General features: G+C 70.7%; 20 protein-coding genes. 10 read left to right on the forward strand and 10 right to left on the reverse strand.

Translation table 11 applies throughout. The features are described 5' to 3' along the window. Positions 1 to 76 precede the first annotated feature (76 nt). From ABEA46_RS18965 to pdhA, 3 genes are read right to left on the reverse strand one after another with little or no spacing between them, the layout of a single operon-like run. A complete protein-coding gene (locus tag ABEA46_RS18965; RefSeq protein WP_345546826.1) occupies positions 77 to 1,474 on the reverse strand; it encodes a dihydrolipoamide acetyltransferase family protein in 1,398 nt (465 codons plus the stop codon). Then, complete coding sequence (locus ABEA46_RS18970; RefSeq protein ID WP_345546827.1) at positions 1,471 to 2,484, reverse strand: alpha-ketoacid dehydrogenase subunit beta; 1,014 nt, start codon at positions 2,482 to 2,484, stop codon at positions 1,471 to 1,473. Before ABEA46_RS18970 ends, ABEA46_RS18965 begins: the two co-directional genes overlap by 4 nt. A 1-nt stretch (position 2,485) precedes the next feature. Further along, entirely contained in the window at positions 2,486 to 3,613 is a 1,128-nt protein-coding gene (pdhA, locus tag ABEA46_RS18975; RefSeq protein WP_425563226.1) for a pyruvate dehydrogenase (acetyl-transferring) E1 component subunit alpha, read from the reverse strand. A gap of 166 nt (positions 3,614 to 3,779) precedes the next feature. Between pdhA and ABEA46_RS18980 the strand changes: the two genes are divergently transcribed. Further along, positions 3,780 to 4,250: an Lrp/AsnC family transcriptional regulator gene (locus ABEA46_RS18980; RefSeq protein ID WP_191170496.1), complete on the forward strand. Its 471-nt coding sequence runs from the start codon at positions 3,780 to 3,782 to the stop codon at positions 4,248 to 4,250. Here ABEA46_RS18980 and ABEA46_RS18985 read toward each other — a convergent pair. Continuing rightward, positions 4,225 to 5,235 (reverse strand): EamA family transporter, encoded by a 1,011-nt coding sequence (locus tag ABEA46_RS18985; RefSeq protein ID WP_345546832.1) that lies wholly within the window; start codon positions 5,233 to 5,235, stop codon positions 4,225 to 4,227. The genes ABEA46_RS18980 and ABEA46_RS18985 overlap by 26 nt on opposite strands. A 74-nt stretch (positions 5,236 to 5,309) precedes the next feature. Between ABEA46_RS18985 and ABEA46_RS18990 the strand changes: the two genes are divergently transcribed. Continuing rightward, positions 5,310 to 5,864, forward strand: a complete 555-nt coding sequence (locus ABEA46_RS18990; RefSeq protein WP_345546834.1) for a CGNR zinc finger domain-containing protein — start codon at positions 5,310 to 5,312, stop codon at positions 5,862 to 5,864. On the opposite strand, the gene ABEA46_RS18995 is transcribed toward ABEA46_RS18990, so the two are convergent. Further along, positions 5,824 to 6,723, reverse strand: coding sequence for an alpha/beta fold hydrolase (locus tag ABEA46_RS18995; RefSeq protein ID WP_345546836.1), 900 nt, complete (start codon positions 6,721 to 6,723; stop codon positions 5,824 to 5,826). The two genes, ABEA46_RS18990 and ABEA46_RS18995, sit on opposite strands and share 41 nt — an antisense overlap. Before the next feature lie 111 nt (positions 6,724 to 6,834). Here ABEA46_RS18995 and ABEA46_RS19000 point away from each other — a divergent pair, with 111 nt between their 5' ends. Further along, the gene (locus tag ABEA46_RS19000) at positions 6,835 to 7,566 is read left to right on the forward strand and encodes a 3'-5' exonuclease (protein WP_345546838.1); all 732 of its coding nucleotides are present in this window, start codon (positions 6,835 to 6,837) and stop codon (positions 7,564 to 7,566) included. Between the two features lie 55 nt (positions 7,567 to 7,621). Here the strand turns inward: ABEA46_RS19000 and ABEA46_RS19005 are convergent, their stop codons facing one another. From ABEA46_RS19005 to glgA, 3 genes are all read right to left on the reverse strand, one after another. Beyond that, positions 7,622 to 7,879, reverse strand: a complete 258-nt coding sequence (locus tag ABEA46_RS19005) for a type B 50S ribosomal protein L31 (protein ID WP_018170680.1) — start codon at positions 7,877 to 7,879, stop codon at positions 7,622 to 7,624. Positions 7,880 to 7,978: 99 nt separating this feature from the next. Continuing rightward, complete coding sequence (locus tag ABEA46_RS19010) at positions 7,979 to 8,764, reverse strand: ABC transporter ATP-binding protein (RefSeq protein ID WP_345546841.1); 786 nt, start codon at positions 8,762 to 8,764, stop codon at positions 7,979 to 7,981. A gap of 9 nt (positions 8,765 to 8,773) precedes the next feature. Then, positions 8,774 to 9,967 carry a glycogen synthase gene (gene glgA / locus ABEA46_RS19015; RefSeq protein ID WP_345546843.1) on the reverse strand — a complete coding sequence of 398 codons (1,194 nt, stop codon included), beginning with the start codon at positions 9,965 to 9,967 and terminating at the stop codon, positions 8,774 to 8,776. A 47-nt stretch (positions 9,968 to 10,014) separates the two neighbouring features. On the opposite strand from glgA, the gene ABEA46_RS19020 reads away from it, so the two are divergent. From ABEA46_RS19020 to ABEA46_RS19030, 3 genes are read left to right on the forward strand one after another with little or no spacing between them, the layout of a single operon-like run. Further along, a complete protein-coding gene (locus ABEA46_RS19020) occupies positions 10,015 to 11,259 on the forward strand; it encodes a glucose-1-phosphate adenylyltransferase (protein WP_191170489.1) in 1,245 nt (414 codons plus the stop codon). 58 nt (positions 11,260 to 11,317) lie between these two features. Beyond that, positions 11,318 to 11,959: a phosphoserine phosphatase SerB gene (gene serB, locus ABEA46_RS19025; protein WP_345546845.1), complete on the forward strand. Its 642-nt coding sequence runs from the start codon at positions 11,318 to 11,320 to the stop codon at positions 11,957 to 11,959. Between the two features lie 50 nt (positions 11,960 to 12,009). Further along, on the forward strand, positions 12,010 to 12,717 hold the full coding sequence (locus tag ABEA46_RS19030) for an alpha/beta fold hydrolase (protein WP_345546847.1): 708 nt from the start codon (positions 12,010 to 12,012) through the stop codon (positions 12,715 to 12,717). A 26-nt stretch (positions 12,718 to 12,743) separates the two neighbouring features. Here ABEA46_RS19030 and fabG read toward each other — a convergent pair whose 3' ends face one another. Next, positions 12,744 to 13,454: a 3-oxoacyl-ACP reductase FabG gene (gene fabG, locus ABEA46_RS19035; protein ID WP_345546849.1), complete on the reverse strand. Its 711-nt coding sequence runs from the start codon at positions 13,452 to 13,454 to the stop codon at positions 12,744 to 12,746. A gap of 129 nt (positions 13,455 to 13,583) precedes the next feature. Here fabG and ABEA46_RS19040 point away from each other — a divergent pair, with 129 nt between their 5' ends. The 4 genes from ABEA46_RS19040 (at position 13,584) to ABEA46_RS19055 (ending at position 15,739) form a co-directional block, all read left to right on the forward strand. Continuing rightward, complete coding sequence (locus ABEA46_RS19040) at positions 13,584 to 14,156, forward strand: DUF4190 domain-containing protein (protein ID WP_345546851.1); 573 nt, start codon at positions 13,584 to 13,586, stop codon at positions 14,154 to 14,156. 73 nt (positions 14,157 to 14,229) lie between these two features. Further along, positions 14,230 to 14,628, forward strand: a complete 399-nt coding sequence (locus tag ABEA46_RS19045; protein WP_345546853.1) for a DUF3099 domain-containing protein — start codon at positions 14,230 to 14,232, stop codon at positions 14,626 to 14,628. After that, on the forward strand, positions 14,625 to 14,843 hold the full coding sequence (locus ABEA46_RS19050; protein WP_345546855.1) for a hypothetical protein: 219 nt from the start codon (positions 14,625 to 14,627) through the stop codon (positions 14,841 to 14,843). The genes ABEA46_RS19045 and ABEA46_RS19050 overlap by 4 nt, the downstream gene beginning before the upstream one ends. Further along, positions 14,840 to 15,739 carry an SURF1 family cytochrome oxidase biogenesis protein gene (locus tag ABEA46_RS19055; protein ID WP_345546857.1) on the forward strand — a complete coding sequence of 300 codons (900 nt, stop codon included), beginning with the start codon at positions 14,840 to 14,842 and terminating at the stop codon, positions 15,737 to 15,739. Before ABEA46_RS19050 ends, ABEA46_RS19055 begins: the two co-directional genes overlap by 4 nt. A 3-nt stretch (positions 15,740 to 15,742) precedes the next feature. Here ABEA46_RS19055 and ABEA46_RS19060 read toward each other — a convergent pair whose 3' ends face one another. After that, positions 15,743 to 17,341, reverse strand: a complete 1,599-nt coding sequence (locus ABEA46_RS19060) for an ABC-F family ATP-binding cassette domain-containing protein (RefSeq protein WP_345546858.1) — start codon at positions 17,339 to 17,341, stop codon at positions 15,743 to 15,745. Between the last annotated feature and the right edge of the window lie 44 nt (positions 17,342 to 17,385).

Below are 17,385 nucleotides of genomic sequence, written 5' to 3' on the forward strand. Positions count from 1 at the left end.
ACGCAGGAGGCCCTCTTCACACCCGAACGACTACAGCGAGTCGTCGCAGATCAACCAACGTCCCTGGGCAGTACAGCTAGCGCAGCAGCATCGCCCTCCCCGGTTCGCGCAGCACGTCGGCGACCTCGACCAGGAACCGCGACCCCTGCTCGCCGTCCACCAGTCGATGATCGAACGACAGCGCCAGCGTCATGACGTCGCGCAGCGCGATCTCGCCGCGGTGCTCCCACGGCTGGCGCCGCACGGCGCCGAGCGCGAGGATGCCCGCCTCCCCCGGGTTGATGATCGGCGTGCCGGCGTCCACGCCGAACACCCCGACGTTCGTGATCGAGAAGGTGCCGCCCATCATGTCGGCCGGCGGCGTCTTTCCTGCCCGTGCCGTCTCAGCGAGCGCGCGGATGGCATCTGCGAGGTCCACGAGGGTCAGCTCCTGCGCGTCGCGGATGTTGGGCACGACCAGGCCGCGACCGGTGGCGGCGGCGATCCCGAGGTTCACGTAGTGGTGCTCGACGATCTCGCCGGCCTCGTCGTCCCACTTCGAGTTGAGTCCCGGGTGCCGCGCGAGCGCGAGGCACACCGCCTTGGCGGCGACCGCCATGACCCCGATGCGGTGGTCCTGCAGCGCCTTGTCGGCCTTGAGCGACGCGATCAGCTCGCTCGTGGCGGTGACGTCGACGGTGAGGAAGGTCGTCACATGTGGCGCGGTGAAGGCGCTGCGCACCATCGCGTCGGCCGTCATGCGGCGCACACCTCGGATGGGTGTGCGGGTCGTGCGCGCCGCTTCGGTGCGCGGGGACTGCAGCGCCTCGGCCGTGTCGGGGATGCCGGCGTCCTCGACGGGCGCCTCGGGCCCGGTCACGGCGACGCCGACCCGCTCGGCGTACGCCTCGACGTCGCCGCGCGTGATGACGCCCGCGGCGCCCGTCGCCTCGACGAGTGCGAGATCGATGCCGAGCTGCTTCGCCAGCGCCCGCACCGGCGGAGTCGACCGCGGGCGCTCCAGCGGCGCTTCGACCGGCACGTCGAGCGTGATCGCGTCGTGCGGGGCCGCTTCGAGCACGGCCGTGTCGGAGTGGGTGGATGCCGCTCCCGCGACGCGTGCGCGCCGCTGCGGCCGTCCTGCCCCGCGCGGTGTGGCGCCGTAGCCGACGAGGTTCGGCTCGGCTCTCTCGGCCTCGGCCTCGGCAGCGGGTGCGGCTGCGGAGGCCTCGGCGACCGGCTGCGGTGCGGCATCCCCGCCCGTGTCGAAGGTGATGAGCACCGAGCCCACCTCGATGACGTCGCCGGCCTCCGCGTGCAGTGCGGTGATCACACCGGCGTACGGCGACGGCAGCTCGACGACCGCCTTCGCGGTCTCGACCTCGGCCATCGTCTGGTTGAGCGCCACCGTGTCGCCGACGGCGACGAGCCACTGCACGAGCTCGGCCTCGGGAAGCCCCTCACCGAGATCCGGCAGACGGAAGTCCTGCGTCATCGGTCTGCCACCCCCGAGAGGCTGTTCGGCCGGTCCATGACGCGGTCGACGGCGTCCAGGATCCGGTCGAGGTCGGGCAGGTGGTGCTTCTCGAGCTTCGCCGGCGGATACGGGATGTCGTGGCCGGTGACGCGCTGCGGTGCGGCCTCCAGGTAGTTGAAGCACCGTTCCGTGACGCTCGCGACGAGCTCGGCGCCGACGCCCGCCTCGCGTGCGGCCTCGTGCGTCACGACGACGCGACCGGTCTTGCGCACCGATGCCGTGACGGTCCGGTAGTCGACCGGAGAGATCGAGCGCAGGTCGATCACCTCGATCGACACGCCGTCGTCCTCGGCGGCGGTGGCGGCATCCATCGCCGTCGCCACCTGCGCCCCGTAGGTGAGCAGCGTCACATCGGTGCCCGGCCGCGCAACGCGCGCCAGTCCCATGGGCGGCGCGTCGGCCAGCTGCAGGTCAAGATCGACATCTCCCTTGGAGTGGTAGAGCCGCTTCGGCTCGAAGTAGACCACCGGGTCGTTCGAGGCGATCGCCTGACGCAGCATGACGTACGCGTCCTGGGGGTTCGACACCGCCACGACGCGCAGGCCCGACGTGTGCACGAAGTAGGCCTCGGGCGACTCGGAGTGGTGCTCGGCCGCGCCCACGCCGCCGGCCCACGGGATGCGGATCGTGATGGGCATCGTGACGTTGCCGCGCGTGCGGTAGTGCAGCTTCGCGACCTGGCACACGATCTGGTCGAAGGCCGGGTACACGAAGCCGTCGAATTGGATCTCGACCACCGGCCGGTAGCCGCGGAACGCAAGGCCGACAGCCGTGCCCATGATGCCGGCCTCGGCCAGCGGCGTGTCGATGACGCGCTGCGCGCCGAACTGCGCCTGCAGGCCGTCGGTGATCCGGAACACGCCGCCGAGCTTGCCGATGTCCTCGCCCATGACGAGCACCCTGTCGTCGTCGGCCATCGCACGGCGGAGTCCTTCGTTGATGGCCTTCGCCATCGTCAGCTGCACCATGTCACGCCTCCTGCGCCGGCGCGAAGCCGTCGAGGTACGCGCCGAACCACTCGCGCTGCTCGTCGAGACCCGTGTGCGGCTCGGCGTACACGTTGTCGAACACGGTGAGCGGCGACCGCGTCTGCGCCGTCATCGCGGCCTCGCGGACCGATGCGGCCAGTGCGTCGGCATCCGCCTCCACACTCGCGACGAACGCGTCGTCGAACTCCCCGCGCGAGCGCAGCAACGCCTCCACGCGGGCGATCGGGTCGCGGCGACGCCACTTCTCGACCTCGTCCTTGTCGCGGTAGCGCGTCGGGTCGTCCGACGTGGTGTGCGGACCCATGCGGTAGGTCACGGCCTCGATGAATGCGGGACCCTTGCCGCTGCGGGCGTGGTCGAGCGCCCACCGCATCGCGGCGAGGCACGCGAGGACGTCGTTGCCGTCGACGCGCATGCTCGGGATGCCGAAGCCCGGCGCGCGGCCGGCGATCGGCACCCTGGCCTGCAGCGCGACGGGCTCCGAGATCGCCCATTGGTTGTTCGTGCAGACGAACACGACGGGCGCGCCGAACGACGAGGCGAACACCATCGCCTCGTTGACGTCGCCCTGGCTGGACGCGCCGTCGCCGAAGTAGGCGACCGAGACCTGGTCGGTGCCGTCGCGCTGGACGCCCATCGCGTAGCCGACCGCATGGAGCGACTGCGCGCCGATGATGATCTGCTGCGTCGCGGTGTTGAGCTCGTACGGGTCGTAGGTGGAGTGCTCTTCGCCGCGCCATGCCAGCACGAAGTCGGAGGGCTTGCCGCCGCGGGCGTAGACCACGCCCGTCTCGCGGTAGCTCGGGAACGCGAAGTCGTCGGCGCGCAGCGCACGGGCGGTGCCGATCTGCGTCGCCTCCTGCCCCTGGCAGGGCGGCCACAGGCCGAGCTGCCCCTGCCGCTGCAGGGCGACGCCTTCGACATCGATGCGGCGCAGCAGCACCATGTCGCGATACAGCGAACGCACCGCGGCGGTGTCGACGTCGGCGATCCAGCGATCGAGCTCGGGATCGGCGATGCGCTCGCCGTCCGGGGTGAGCAGGCGGGCGACATCCTCGATATCGGTGCCGAGATCCGCCGTGGGGGTCAGGGTGTGCGTCATCGTCATCACTCCTCGTTGCGGGCCCCCTTGTGAGAAGCCGCCTCGTGTGCGCGCCGGCCTCTTCGCCGACACCTCGAGGCTACGTCCGGGTCGCACCTCGCTCAAGCATTCGGGATCCTCTTGAGCATGTTGACAAATTCTGACCCCGAAACCCGTGCTAACGTTTCGCACTATGAGTGCCCTCGATCACGTCGACCTGGAGCTGCTCGCGGCGCTCTCGGCCGACCCCCGCGCGACGGTCGTCGCGCTCGCCGAGCGGCTCGGACTGTCGCGCAACACCGTCCAGGCGCGCATGGCGCGACTGGAGCGGACCGGCGTGTTCCTCTCGTACGAGCGTGCGATCTCGTCGGCGGCTCTCGGGTTCCCGATCGAGGCCTTCATCAGCGTCATGGTGCGCCAGGCCGATCTGCCGCGCATCGCCGTGGAGCTCGCGCGCGTACCTGAGGTCGTGCAGGCCCACGGTCTGTCGGGTCAGGTCGATCTGCTGGTGCGCGTCGCGTGCCGCGACACGCAGCACCTCTTCGACACCGACGCCCGGATCCTCGCGATCGAAGGCGTCGAGCGCACCGAGACCTCGCTCGTGATGGGCGAGGTCATCGCCCACCGCGTGACCCCGCTCATGGAGCTGGCACGACGGGAGTGACCGCCGCTGCGGCCTTCGGGCTCGCGGTCGCCGATGCGTCGGCGCGCACCAGGACGACGCCCACGAGGATCAGCGCACCGCCGGCGAACTGGATCGGCGCCGGCACCTCGGCCAGGAAGATCCACGCGAACATGAGGGCGAACAGCACCTCGGACAGTCCGACGAACGACGCCACGCGCGACCCGATGCGCGGCACCGCCATGACGCCCAGGGCATAGCCGAGGGTCGTCGCGACAGCCGCGACCCAGAGGAGCGGCATCCACCACGGCACTTCCGTCCCGGCGAGCACGACCGTCACCGCGGGCGCGTGGAAGGGCAGGATGCCGGCGACGCACAGCACCCCCATCACCAGCGCGCCGGTCAGCAGGCCGCTCGCAGCCAGCGCCAGCGGCGGCAGGTCGTCGCCGGCGCGCTCGGAGATCACGAAGTACGCGCACACGCAGACCGCGGCGGCCAGTGCGAGAAGCGTGCCGATCAGATCGAACGAGGCGCCCGAGATGTCGACGACGAGCACGAGACCCACCATGGCGACCGCCGACCCCCACAGCACCAGCGCCGAGGGCGCCTTGCGCGTGCGGATCCACACGAACGCGACCAGAATCACCGGCGCGAGGTACTGGATCAGCAGGGCGACCGCCACCGGCATCCGCTGCATCGCCGAGAAGAAGAACAGCTGACAGCCGAGCACCGGCATGAGGCCGAATCCGACGATGAGCCTGTAGTGCCGGCGCAGGAAGCCGGGCTGTCGCCGCATCGCGCGGAAGAGCGCCGGCGACAGCACGAGACCGGCCACCCCCATGCGCACGAGCAGCGCGGCGCCCAGCGACCAGCCCGCTTCGAGGAGCGGCTTGACGAACGGGCCGCTCGACGAGAACGCCAGCGCCGACGCCACTCCCATGAGCAGCCCGGTGGTTCGCAGCCGCGCGGCATGACCGGGAGCCGCCCCCGGGGCGATCACGGGAAGGGACGCGGTCGAGGCGGTCATGGGCGGCATCCGACTGTCAGGGGTGAAAGCTGTTTACACTGGTGACAGTAGCGAGGCGGATGTCAGGAGTCAATGTGGTTTTCATTCATGACACACAGCAGAGCCTGCGCGCGGCTGCGTATCTCGTGAACACGATGCCCGGCTACGACGGCGAAGACGCGCTGACGACCCTCCAGCAGTTCGACGACTACCTGCAGGTGAACCCGTACACCGGCGTGATCCGGCGCGACCAGACCGAGCTCGACGCCATCCGTGCGATCCGCCCGCGGCTGCACGAACTGTGGGAGGTCGACCGCGAGGGCGCCGTGCCGCTGGTGAACGAGCTGCTGCGCGACGGGCGGGCACTCCCCCGGCTCGTCATCCACGACGGTTACGACTGGCACGTGCACGCCACGAGCGACGATGCCCCGCTGGCCACCCGCATCCTCGTGGAGGCGGCCATGGCTTTCGTCGACGTCATCCGAGCAGACGAGTACGACCGCGTGCGCGTCTGCGCGGCCGACGACTGCGAAGGCGTCTACGTCGACTACTCGAAGAACGGCTCGAAGCGCTACTGCGATTCGGGCAACTGCGGCAACCGCATGAACGTCAACGCGTACCGGCGTCGGAAGGCGCGAGAAAGCGCGTGATCGCGGCTGCCGCGGCCGCCGGCGTCTCGTAGTGGATGAGGTGGCCGACATCGGGGATCTCGACGAGCTCGGCATCGGCGAACATCGTCGCGAGCCGGCGCTCGGCCTCGATGGGAGTGATGTCGTCGCGCTGCGCCGCGACCAGCAGTGTCGGCTGCGCGATCCGGGGCGCGGCCTCGCGCACATCGTGCGACACCGACGCGAGGAACGCGTCGTGCAGCACGTCGCGGTCGGCGAACCGTGAGAAGTAGGTGTCGTGCTGGTCGTGGACGAATCGACGGATGCCGGGGTCCTTCGTCTTCGCCATCGACACGCTCATCACCCGCACGATGAGCCCGTTGCGCAGCAGCGCCTCGCCCAGCCCCTTCGGGAGCCTCGCCCCCGCCCAGTAGTAGAACACCGCGAGCCGCGTGAGGATCCCGCGCGGCCCCTCGAGCGCAGGCGCGCCGATGGGGTTCACGAGGATCATCTGCGGCGTGTCGAGACCGTCGGCGACGGCCGCCGACACCACGATCGAGCCGAAGGAGTGGCCGAGGATCACCGCGCCGGGCGCCACCGCGGCGACGAAGGCCTGCAGCCAGTCCACATACAGGTCGAGGTCGTGCGTGCGGCCGGGGATCGGGGCTGTCTCGCCGAACCCGGGCAGGTCGGGCGAGATCACGCGCACTCCAGGAAGATTCGCGACCACCGGCTCCAGTCCGTGGTGCTCGCCGCGGAAGCCGTGCACCGCGACGATCGTGCGCTCGGCGTCGGCGGGTCCGTACACCCAGTACGCCGTCACACCGCCGAGCACCGCGACCTCACGCCGCTCGACGCGGATCTCGTCGAGCAGGGCGGCGTACGGGTTGGGTGCGGTCACCCGTCGAGTCTACGTTCCGGCGCCCGCATGGCCGCGGTGCGCACTCTGGGCTGCGCCCGTGCGCGGAGCGCCTGCGCGGCGATGTCGGAGCCCGCGCATACCGTGAACGGCATGACCACCTCCCGCGCCGACCAGCTGTCGCTGTGGGACGTGCCGGACTGGGTGCGGCTGGTGGGCGTGTTCGACCTCGAGACCACCGGGGTCGACGTCACCGGCGACCGCATCGTGACGGCGCACGTGGGGCTGCTGGACGCATCGGGCCGGATCATCCGGGCGCGCGACTGGCTCGCCGACCCCGGCGTCGAGATCCCCGAGGGCGCGAGCGCGATCCACGGCATCTCGACCGAGTATGCACGGGCGCACGGGCGTCCGGCCCGCGACGTCGTGGCCGAGACCGTCGAGGCGCTGCGCGGACTTCTGGATGCCGGCATCCCCGTCGTCGCATACAACGCGCCGTTCGACTTCTCGCTGCTCAAGTACGAGTCGCTGCGCCATGGGATCGCGCCCATCGAGGATCCGTCGCCGGTGATCGACCCGCTCGTCGTCGACAAGGCCTACGACCGCTGGCGCAAGGGCAAGCGCACGCTCGAGGTCGTCGCGGCGCACTACGCCGTGCGTCTCGACGCCGCGCACGAGGCCTCCGCCGACGCGGTGGCGGCCGGGCGCGTCGCCCAGGCCCAGGCCGAGCGCTTCGCGCCGTGGCTGCCTGAGACGGCCGCCGAGCTCCACACCCGCCAGGTGTCGTGGGCGCGTGCGCAGGCGGCGAGCCTCACCGAGTACTTCATCCAGATCGGCCGGCTCGATCCTGACGACCGACTCGACGGCCGTTGGCCGATCCGCTAGTCCCGACACGCAGAAGACCCCGCACGAGGTGCGGGGTCTTCGTTGCGAACGGGGCTTACTTGGAAGCGCCGCCGAAGTTCTTGAAGCGCTGGTTGAACTTCTCGACACGACCGGCCGAGTCCATGATGCGCTGCTTGCCCGTGTAGAACGGGTGCGAGGCCGACGAGATCTCGACGTCGATGACGGGGTACTCGACGCCGTCGAGCTCGATCGTCTTGTCGCTGGTCACCGTCGAGCGGGTGAGGAAGGTCTCGCCCGAGCCGAGGTCACGGAACACGACGGCCTGGTAGTCCGGGTGGATGTCAGTCTTCATGATGGTCCTTTGAGGATGGTGCCCTGGATTTTGCCAGGGCGGTCAAAGTCTTGAGCGCGCGCACGCGTGTGAACGCACCAAGGATCAAGTCTACCAGGGTCAGTGCGCGGCTCGTGCCGCGTAGCGCCCGCCGTCCTCGGTGAGCCGGATCGGCACCCCGAAGGTCTCGCTCAGCGCGTCGCCGGTGAGGGTCTCGCGGATGGGACCGGATGCCACAGCCTGGCCCTCACGGAGCAGCAGGACATGAGTGAAGCCGACCGGGATCTCTTCGACGTGGTGGGTGACCATGATCATCGCGGGCGTCGTGGGCGCCGACGCGTAGCCGCCGAGCAGGACGAGCAGCTCTTCGCGCGCGCCGAGGTCGAGGCTCGCGGTGGGCTCGTCGAGCAGCAGCAGCTCGGGGTCGGTCATGACGGCGCGCGCGATCTGGACGCGCTTCTGCTCGCCGTCGCTCAGGGTGCCGAACGTGCGGTCGGCGAGGTGATCGAGCTTCCACTCGGCGAGGACGCGCAGCGCACGGCGCTCGTCGATGTCTTCGTAGTCCTCGCGCCAGCGGCCGAGCACCGAGTACGCCGCGGTGAGCACGACGTTGAGCACCGTCTCCTCGGGCGGCACGCGGCGCGCCATCGCCGACGAGGCGAAGCCGATGCGCGGGCGCAGCTCGAAGACGTCGGTGCGGCCCAGACGCTCGCCGAGGATCGTGACGACGCCCGAGGTCGGGTGCAGCAGCGTGTCGGCCATCTGCAGGACCGTGGTCTTGCCGGCGCCGTTGGGGCCGAGAACGACCCAGCGCTCGTCGTCGTTGATCGTCCAGTCCAGGTGGTCCACGATGTTGCGTGCGTTTCGGCGGACGACGACGTCGGAGAACTCGAGCACCTGGGGCATGCTCCCAGCCTACCGGCCGCCGGCGGCCACCTCCGCGTACAGCGCGGCGGTCTGCTCGGCGATCCGCTGCCAACTGAAGTCCTCGGTCGCCCGGCGCCGTCCGGCGGCGCCGTACTCGCGCGCCTGGGCGGGATCGCTGACCACTTCGGTGAGCACGCGCGCGAGATCCGACACGAACCGCTCGGGGTCGATCGGCGTTCCGGTGCCGTCCTGCACCTGCTCGATGGGGACGATGCGGCCCGTGACGCCGTCGACGACGACCTCCGGGATGCCGCCCGTCGCGGTGCCGACCACCGCCGCGCCGCAGGCCATGGCCTCGAGGTTCACGATGCCGAGCGGCTCGTACACCGACGGGCACACGAAGGTCGTCGCGGCGCTGAGGATCGTGCACAGCTCGTGGCGCGACAGCATGCGGTCCAGCCACACGACGCCCTCACGGGTGGACTGCAGTCCGCGCACGAGCTCCTCGACCTCGGCCATGATCTGGGGCGTGTCGGGCGCGCCGGCGGCGAGGATCACCTGCACGTCCGCGGGCAGCCGCTCGGCGGCGCGGAGGAAGTAGGGCAGCCCCTTCTGGCGCGTGATGCGCCCGACGAACACGACCGAGGGCTTGGCGGGATCGATGCCGAGCTCCGCGAGCAGCGCGGGGTCTTCGACCGGATGCCATGCGTCGACGTCGATGCCGTTGTAGATCACGCGCACGCGCTCAGGGTCCAGCGCCGGGTAGCTGCGCAGGATGTCCTCGCGCATGCCGTTGCTCACCGCGACGACCGCGTCGGCGCCCTCGTAGGCGGTCTTCTCGATCCAGCTCGACACCGCGTAGCCGCCGCCGAGCTGCTCGGCCTTCCACGGCCGCAACGGCTCCAGACTGTGGGCGGTGACGATGTGCGGGATGCCGTGCAGCAGCGAGGCGAGATGGCCGGCGAAGTTCGCGTACCAGGTGTGGCTGTGCACGACGTCGGCGCCGGCGACGTCCGACACGATCTCGAGATCGGTGCCGAGGGTCTGCACCGCCGCGTTCGCCGATGCGAGCTCGGCGGGCACGGCGTACGACGTCGTGCCCGCTTCGGACCGGTCCGCGCCGAAGGCCCGGACACGCACATCGAGCTCCGTCCGCAGCGCTTTCACCAGCTCTGTGACATGGACTCCGGCGCCGCCGTAGATCTCCGGCGGGTACTCCTTCGTGACGATGTCGACTCGCATGCTCGAACGCTAGTACATCGGTCGGAACGCGTCCTAGTGTGGGTCCCATGCCAGCAGCACCCAAGGTCTTCGGAATCATCCTCGCCGGTGGCGAGGGGAAGCGGTTGATGCCCCTGACTGCGGATCGAGCCAAGCCCGCCGTCCCCTTCGGGGGGCAGTACCGGCTCATCGACTTCGCGATCTCGAACCTGATCAACTCGGGGCTCAGGCAGGTGGTGGTGCTGACGCAGTACAAGTCCCACAGCCTCGACCGGCACATCTCGCAGACCTGGCGCATGTCGGCCCTGCTCGACTCGTACGTGGCATCCGTGCCCGCCCAGCAGCGGCTCGGCAAGCGATGGTTCTCGGGCTCGGCTGACGCGATCCTGCAGAGCCTCAACCTCATCACCGACGAGAAGCCCGACATCGTCGTCGTGATCGGCGCCGATCACGTGTACCGCATGGACTTCCGGCAGATGCTGGCCGCGCACATCGAGTCCGGCGCGCGGGCCACGGTCGCCGGCATCCGTCAGCCCATCTCGCTCGCGAATCAGTTCGGCGTGATCGACGTCGACCCCGCTGACCCCAGCCGCATCCGCGAGTTCCTCGAGAAGCCGCAGAGTCCGGTCGGCCTCGCCGACGCGCCCGACCAGGTGCTGGCGTCGATGGGCAACTACATCTTCGACACGCAGGCGCTCATCGAGGCCGTGGAGTCCGACGGCGAGCTGCCGACCTCGAACCACGACATGGGCGGCGACATCGTGCCGTACTTCGTGTCGCGCGGCGAGGCGGGCGTGTACGACATGAACCGCAACGACGTGCCGGGCTCGACCGACCGCGACAGGTACTACTGGCGGGACGTCGGCACGATCGACTCGTTCTTCGACGCGCACCGCGACCTCATCTCGACGCTGCCGATCTTCAACCTGTACAACACCGACTGGCCCATCCACTCGCAGGCCGTGAACTCGCCGCCCGCGAAGTTCGTGCGCGACTCGGTGGGGCGCATCGGCAACGCGATCGACTCGATCGTCTCGCTCGGCTCGGTGCTCTCGGGCACGCACCTCGAGCGCAGCGTCGTCGGTCCCTGGACGCTCGCCGGCGGCGGCTCCACGATCACCGACTCGGTGCTCTTCGATTATGTGCACGTCGGCGCGGGCGCGCGCGTGCACCGCGCGATCCTCGACAAGAACGTCGTGCTCGACGATGGCGCGACGGTCGGCGTCGATCGCGAGAAGGACCTCGCGCGCGGCTTCACCGTGACCGACAGCGGCATCACCGTCGTCGGCAAGGGCGTGCGCGTCGAGCGCTGACGCACACGTGCCCGACATGCGGTCGGGTGCGGCATCCCGCTCCCGCTACCGTGGGAGCATGCCCGCTGCACCCGCCCGCTTCCTCGTCGTGCTCGACGCCGATTCGACCCTGATCCGCAACGAGGTCATCGAGCTGATCGCCGACGAGGCGGGGCGCGGACCCGAGGTGGCGGCGGCCACCGAGGCGGCGATGCGCGGCGAGGTCGACTTCGCGACGAGCCTGCGCTCGCGCGTCGAGGCGCTCGCCGGCGTGCCGGTGGCGGCGTTCGCGCGTGTGCTGGCGCGCATCGAGCCGACCCCGGGCGTGCGCGAGCTGATCGATGCCGTCCACGCCCGCGGCGGAGCCGTCGGCGTGGTCTCGGGCGGGTTCCACGAGATCCTCGACACCGTCGCACCCGACCTCGGCGTCGACGTCTGGCGCGCGAACCGTCTCGCGGCCGGCGACGGCGTGCTCACCGGCGTGGTCGATGGTCAGATCGTGGATGCCGCCGGCAAGGCCGCAGCCCTGCGCGAATGGTCGTCCGAACGCGGCGTGGACCTGTCGCACACGATCGCGATCGGCGACGGTGCGAACGACCTCGCCATGATGGCGGAGGCGGGCCTCGGCGTCGCGTTCAACGCGAAGCCCGCCGTGCGCGCGCAGGCCGACATCGTGATCGGTCCCCTCGACCTGCGCGAGGTCATCCCGCTGCTGCCCTGACGCACGGCGACCCGGTGCGCGTGTCGGCCCCCAGGACTAGCCTCGGCCGCATGCACATCATCCTCGTCCCCGGCCTGTGGCTCGACGCGTCGTCGTGGGGCGACGTCTCCCCCGCACTGGAGGCAGCGGGCCACCGCACCCATCCGCTCACGATGCCGGGCGTGGGCGCCACGGGCGCCGAGTCCGCAGGGATCGGCATGGCCGACTGGGTCGACGCCACCGTCGCGCAGCTGGACGCGCTCGACGGCCAGGTCGTGCTCGTCGGCCACTCCGGCGGCGGCAACGTCGCCTACGGCGCGGTCGATGCCCGACCCGATCGCGTCGCGCACCTCGTGCTCCTCGACACGTGGCCGCCCGGCGACGGCGGCACGATCTCGGAATTCCCCGTCGTCGACGGCGTGGTGCCGTTCCCCGGGTGGGACTTCTTCGACGAGTCCGACGTCGCCGACCTCGACCCGCAGACACGTGCCGACACCGCTGCTCGCGCGCAGTCGGTGCCCGAGCGGGTGCCGACGGATCCGATCCGGCTTTCGGACGAGCGGCGGCGCCACGTGCCGACGACGATCATCACCGGCACGGTGCCTGCCGTGAAGATCCGGGAGATCATCATCGCCGCGCCGGACTGGGCCGCCGAGCTCGCAGCGATCGAGCGCGTCGACGTCATCGAGCTCGGCGCGCCGGGCGACGCGACCGGGCACTGGCCGCAGTTCTCGCGCCCGGGCGCCGTGGCCGAGGCGATCCTGCGCGCGATCGAGTAGCCGATCGCGCTGTCAGCGGCCGGGCGTCAGTGGCCCATCCCGAGGCCGCCGTCGACCGGGATGACGGCGCCGGAGATGTAGGCGGCGTCGTCGGACGCGATCCAGGTCACGACGCCGGCGACCTCATCCGCGGACCCGTAGCGGCCGACGGGGATGCTCTTCTTGTACTCGGCCTGCGTCTCGTCGGTGAGTTCGGCCGTCATGTCGGTCTCGATGAAGCCGGGTGCCACGACGTTGGCCGTGATGCCGCGTCCGCCGAGTTCGCGCGTGAGCGACCGGGCGAAGCCGACCAGCGCACTCTTGGACGCGGCATAGTTGATCTGGCCGGGCGAGCCGTACAGGCCCACCACGCTGGAGATGAGGATCACGCGGCCCCACTTGGCGCGCAGCATGCCCTTGGACGCACGCTTGACGACGCGGAACGCGCCGCCCAGGTTGGTGGCCACGACGCTGTCGAAGTCGTCCTCGGTCATCCGCAGCAGCAGGGTGTCCTTGGTGATGCCGGCGTTGGCCACCACGATCTCGACAGGCCCGAGCGTGTTCTCGACCTCGGTGAAGGCGGCATCGACGGCCGCGGCATCCGTCACGTCCGCGCGCACCGTGAGCGTGCCCTCGGGACCCTCGCCGGACCGTGCGGTCACGGCGACCCTGTAGCCGTCCGCGACGAAGCGCTCAGCGATGGCGCGGCCGATGCCGCGGTTGCCGCCGGTGACGAGGACGACGCGATCGGTGGACATGGAGCACTCCCGGGGGTTGACGACGGAACCGCACCAGCCTAGCGGCGGGCGACGCCACGCCCGGATGTGTTTGACACTCCTGCCGCGCCGCTGGGACGCTGGACCAAGACACCGACGAAAGGCATCGCCGTGAGCGACACCTCCCCCACCCCTGAGCCCGGCGCGTACCCGCCGGTGCCGCCCGCTCCGCCCGCCGCGCAGCCGGCTGCCCAGCCCGGGGCGTATCCGCCGCCCGCGGCCGAGCCTGCCGCCCCGGCGCAGCCGGGCGCCTACCCGCCGCCCGCGCAGGGCGCCTACCCGCCGCCCGCCTACGGCGCCCCCGCCGCACCCGCGCCGTACGGCACGGCGCCCGCGTACGGCGCTGCTCCCGGATACGCGGCCACGCCCGGCTATGCCGCCGCCCCCGGCTACGGCTACGGCGCGCCCGCGAAGACGAACACCCTCGCGATCGTGTCGCTCATCGCGTCGATCGCGAGCTTCGTGATCCTCCCCCTCGTCGGTTCGATCGTGGGCGTCATCACCGGTCACATGTCGCTCAAGCAGCTCAAGACGAGCGGCGAGCAGGGACGCGGCATGGCCCTGGCCGGCACCATCGTCGGGTGGGTCGGACTCGGCCTCACGATCCTCGGCGTCCTGCTGGCGGTCCTCTTCATCTCGCTCAGCCTCGCCGCGTACTCCACGAGCGGCAGCTACTCCTCCTGACACCGGATCCGATAGCCCCGGAGCCTCGCTCCGGGGCTATCGACCCGTGCAACCGGCGTACCCTGGAAGCACCGTGAAGAACTCCAGCCACGCCCCATCGGCCACGTCCCTGCCGCGCGCTCCGCGCGACGACGTCGGCGCGCGTTCGACGCGCTACCTCGTGATGATGGGCGTGCGCATCCTGTGCTTCATCCTGATGGTCGTCATCACGCCGTACGGCTGGTACACGTGGGTGTTCGGCGCCGCGGCGATCTTCCTGCCCTACATCGCCGTCGTCTCGGCGAACGTGGGCCAGGAGGCGCGGAGCAACCGCCGCGAGGACCCCGAGCCGTCGCTTCCGGCCGTCCCCGGCGCCGCGTCGACGGCCGCGAAGACCGACACGCAGGTGATCCGCGTCGAGGAGCAGCGCGACCCGCAGCCGCAGCCGCCGGCGCCGAAGGACGACCCCGAGAAGCCGGGTCCTGCCGCATGAGCGACGAACGGGTCGATGCGACCTGCTCGCGCGCAGGATGCCGCCTGCCCGCGCAGTGGCGCATCGACTGGCGCAATCCGCGCATCCACACCGGCGATCGCCGCAAGACGTGGGTGGCGTGCGACGAGCATGTGACCTACCTGCGCGAGTTCCTCGCCGCCCGCGACTTCCCGCTCGAGGTCTCACCGCTCGCCGACGCGGAGGTGTCGCGATGAGCCGTGGCGTCAGCATGCAGAACCTGCCGCGCGCCGGCCGGTGGGCGATCTACGTCGCCCTCGCCGTCGTGTTCGCGATCGCCTGCGCCTTCTTGTCGCACTGGCAGTTCTCGCGCAACGAGGAGCGGTCCCACCAGCTCGCACTGGTCGCGCAGAACTACGACGCCGACCCGGTGCCGCTGGCCGAGGCGATCCCGCCGGGCGATGAGCTCGACCCGCAGGACGAGTGGCGCCCGGTCACGGTGACCGGCGAGTACCTCACCGACGACCAGCTGCTGGCGCGCAACCGCCCGCACGGCGGGACGTCGGCCTTCGAGGTGCTGGTGCCGTTCCGGCTGGACGACGGGCGCGTGCTGCTCGTCGACCGCGGCTGGGTGCCGCCGGGAGAAGACCAGCCCGAGCCCGATGCCGTGCCGGCTCCCCCGTCGGGCGAGGCGACCGTCGTCGTGCGCCTGCGCCCGGGCGAGGCGCTGCCGTCGTCGGGACGCTCGGCACCCGACGGCCAAGTGCCGACGATCAACCTCGGCCTCGTGGCCGACACGATCTCGCCCGACGCCGGTGAGGCTCTGGAGCGCAGCGCCTACGGCGTGATGGTGTCGGAGGACCCCGCTCCGGCGACCGCGCCGAACGCTCTCGAGGCGCCCTCGGACGATCCCGGCCCCCACCTGTCGTACGCGATCCAGTGGATCATGTTCGCCATCATGGGCTTCGTCTTCATCGGCTACGTCATCCGCACCGAGCGCAAGCACCGTCGCGAGGACGCGGAGGACTCCGAAGACGAGACCGGTTCGGACGAGCCGAAGGATGCCGCACCCGCCGCGGCTGCGGCGTCCCGTCGCCGGCGCGACCGCGACGCCGAGGACGAGGACGCGCTGATCGACGCCGCGGGCCGCTGACGGCTACGCGAGCGTGATGAGGTCCGCGTAGTCGCGGCCCCAGATGTCTTCCACGCCGTCGGGCAGGATGAGCACGCGCTCGGGGTTGAGCGCCTCGACCGCGCCCTCGTCGTGCGAGACGAGCACGACCGCGCCCTCGTAGTGCGCGAGCGCGCCGAGGATCTCGTCGCGCGAGGCCGGGTCGAGGTTGTTGGTCGGCTCGTCGAGCAGCAGCATGTTGGCACTGGAGACCACGAGGGTCGCCAGCGACAGGCGCGTCTTCTCGCCGCCCGACAGCACGCCCGCGGGCTTGAGCACGTCGTCGCCGGTGAACAGGAACGAGCCGAGCACCTTGCGGGCCTCGGTGGCGTTGATGTCGGGCGCCGCCGACATCATGTTCTCGAGCACCGACCGGTTGACGTCGAGGTTCTCGTGCTCCTGTGCGTAGTAGCCGACCTTGAGACCATGGCCGGGCTCCAGCTGGCCGGTGTCGGGCTGGTCGACGCCGGCGAGGATGCGCAGCAGCGTCGTCTTGCCGGCACCGTTGAGCCCCAGCACCACGACCTTCGAGCCGCGGTCGATCGCCAGGTCCACGTCGGTGAAGATCTCCAGCGACCCGTACGACTTCGACAGGCCGGACGCCATGAGCGGCGTCTTGCCGCAGGGCGCGGGCTTGGGGAAGCGCAGCTTGGCGACGCGTTCCTCCTGGCGCACCTCGTCGAGGCCGGCGAGCATCTTCTCGGCGCGCGCGACCATCTGATGCGCCGCGGCGGCCTTCGAGGCCTTCGCGCCGAAGCGGGCGGCCTGCTGCTGCAGGACCGTGGCCTTCTTCTCGACGTTCGCGCGCTCCTTCTTGCGGCGCTCCTCGTCTGCCACACGCTGACGCAGGTAGTTCTTCCAGTTCATGTTGTAGATGTCGATGACCTGGCGGTTCGCGTCGAGGTAGAACACGCGGTTCACCGTCTCGCCGACGAGCTCGACGTCGTGCGAGATCACGATGAGCCCGCCCTTGTAGCCCTTGAGGAACTCGCGCAGCCACACGACACTGTCGGCGTCGAGGTGGTTGGTCGGCTCGTCCAGGATCATGGTCTGCGCGTCCGAGAACAGGATGCGCGCGAGTTCGATGCGGCGGCGCTGACCACCGGAGAGCGTCTTGAGCGGCTGGTCGAGGATGCGGTCCGGCAGCGACAGGTTGTGGGCGATCGACGCCGCCTCCGCCTCGGCCGCGTAGCCGCCGAGCGCCTCGAAGCGTTCGGTGAGGTTCGCGTACTTGCGCATCGCGCGCGCCGCGGCGGCCTCGTCGTCGCTGCCCATGGCGAGGGATGCCTCGTGCATGCCGATCGCGAGAGTGCCGAGGCCGCGCGCGTCGAGGATGCGCGTGCGTGCGAGCATCTCGGGGTCGCCCGAACGCGGGTCCTGCGGCAGGTAGCCGAGCTCGCCGGAGCGTTCGACCTTGCCGTCGGCGGGGATCAGGTCGCCCGCGAGCACCTTCGTCAGGGTGGTCTTGCCGGCGCCGTTGCGGCCGACGAGCCCGATCTTGTCGCCGTCCGACACGCGGAACGAGACGTCCGACATCAGTACGCGGGCGCCCACGCGGATCTCTAGGTCGTGCACGGCGAGCACAGCGGATGTCCGTTCCGTCGAGGTGTGAGAAGACCGGCCGAGTG

Source organism: Microbacterium jejuense, from assembly GCF_039544225.1.
Classification (GTDB): Bacteria; Actinomycetota; Actinomycetes; order Actinomycetales; family Microbacteriaceae; genus Microbacterium; species Microbacterium jejuense.

Bases quoted from the DNA above. Each gene is read 5' to 3' on its own strand.
- ABEA46_RS18965 (WP_345546826.1), bottom strand. From the start codon at position 1,474: ATGACGCAGGACTTCCGTCTGCCGGATCTCGGTGAGGGGCTTCCCGAG.
- ABEA46_RS18970 (WP_345546827.1), bottom strand. From the start codon at position 2,484: ATGGTGCAGCTGACGATGGCGAAGGCCATCAACGAAGGACTCCGCCGT.
- pdhA (WP_425563226.1), bottom strand. From the start codon at position 3,613: ATGACGATGACGCACACCCTGACCCCCACGGCGGATCTCGGCACCGAT.
- ABEA46_RS18980 (WP_191170496.1), top strand. From the start codon at position 3,780: ATGAGTGCCCTCGATCACGTCGACCTGGAGCTGCTCGCGGCGCTCTCG.
- ABEA46_RS18985 (WP_345546832.1), bottom strand. From the start codon at position 5,235: ATGACCGCCTCGACCGCGTCCCTTCCCGTGATCGCCCCGGGGGCGGCT.
- ABEA46_RS19000 (WP_345546838.1), top strand. From the start codon at position 6,835: ATGACCACCTCCCGCGCCGACCAGCTGTCGCTGTGGGACGTGCCGGAC.
- ABEA46_RS19005 (WP_018170680.1), bottom strand. From the start codon at position 7,879: ATGAAGACTGACATCCACCCGGACTACCAGGCCGTCGTGTTCCGTGAC.
- ABEA46_RS19010 (WP_345546841.1), bottom strand. From the start codon at position 8,764: ATGCCCCAGGTGCTCGAGTTCTCCGACGTCGTCGTCCGCCGAAACGCA.
- glgA (WP_345546843.1), bottom strand. From the start codon at position 9,967: ATGCGAGTCGACATCGTCACGAAGGAGTACCCGCCGGAGATCTACGGC.
- ABEA46_RS19020 (WP_191170489.1), top strand. From the start codon at position 10,015: ATGCCAGCAGCACCCAAGGTCTTCGGAATCATCCTCGCCGGTGGCGAG.
- serB (WP_345546845.1), top strand. From the start codon at position 11,318: ATGCCCGCTGCACCCGCCCGCTTCCTCGTCGTGCTCGACGCCGATTCG.
- ABEA46_RS19030 (WP_345546847.1), top strand. From the start codon at position 12,010: ATGCACATCATCCTCGTCCCCGGCCTGTGGCTCGACGCGTCGTCGTGG.
- fabG (WP_345546849.1), bottom strand. From the start codon at position 13,454: ATGTCCACCGATCGCGTCGTCCTCGTCACCGGCGGCAACCGCGGCATC.
- ABEA46_RS19050 (WP_345546855.1), top strand. From the start codon at position 14,625: ATGAGCGACGAACGGGTCGATGCGACCTGCTCGCGCGCAGGATGCCGC.
- ABEA46_RS19055 (WP_345546857.1), top strand. From the start codon at position 14,840: ATGAGCCGTGGCGTCAGCATGCAGAACCTGCCGCGCGCCGGCCGGTGG.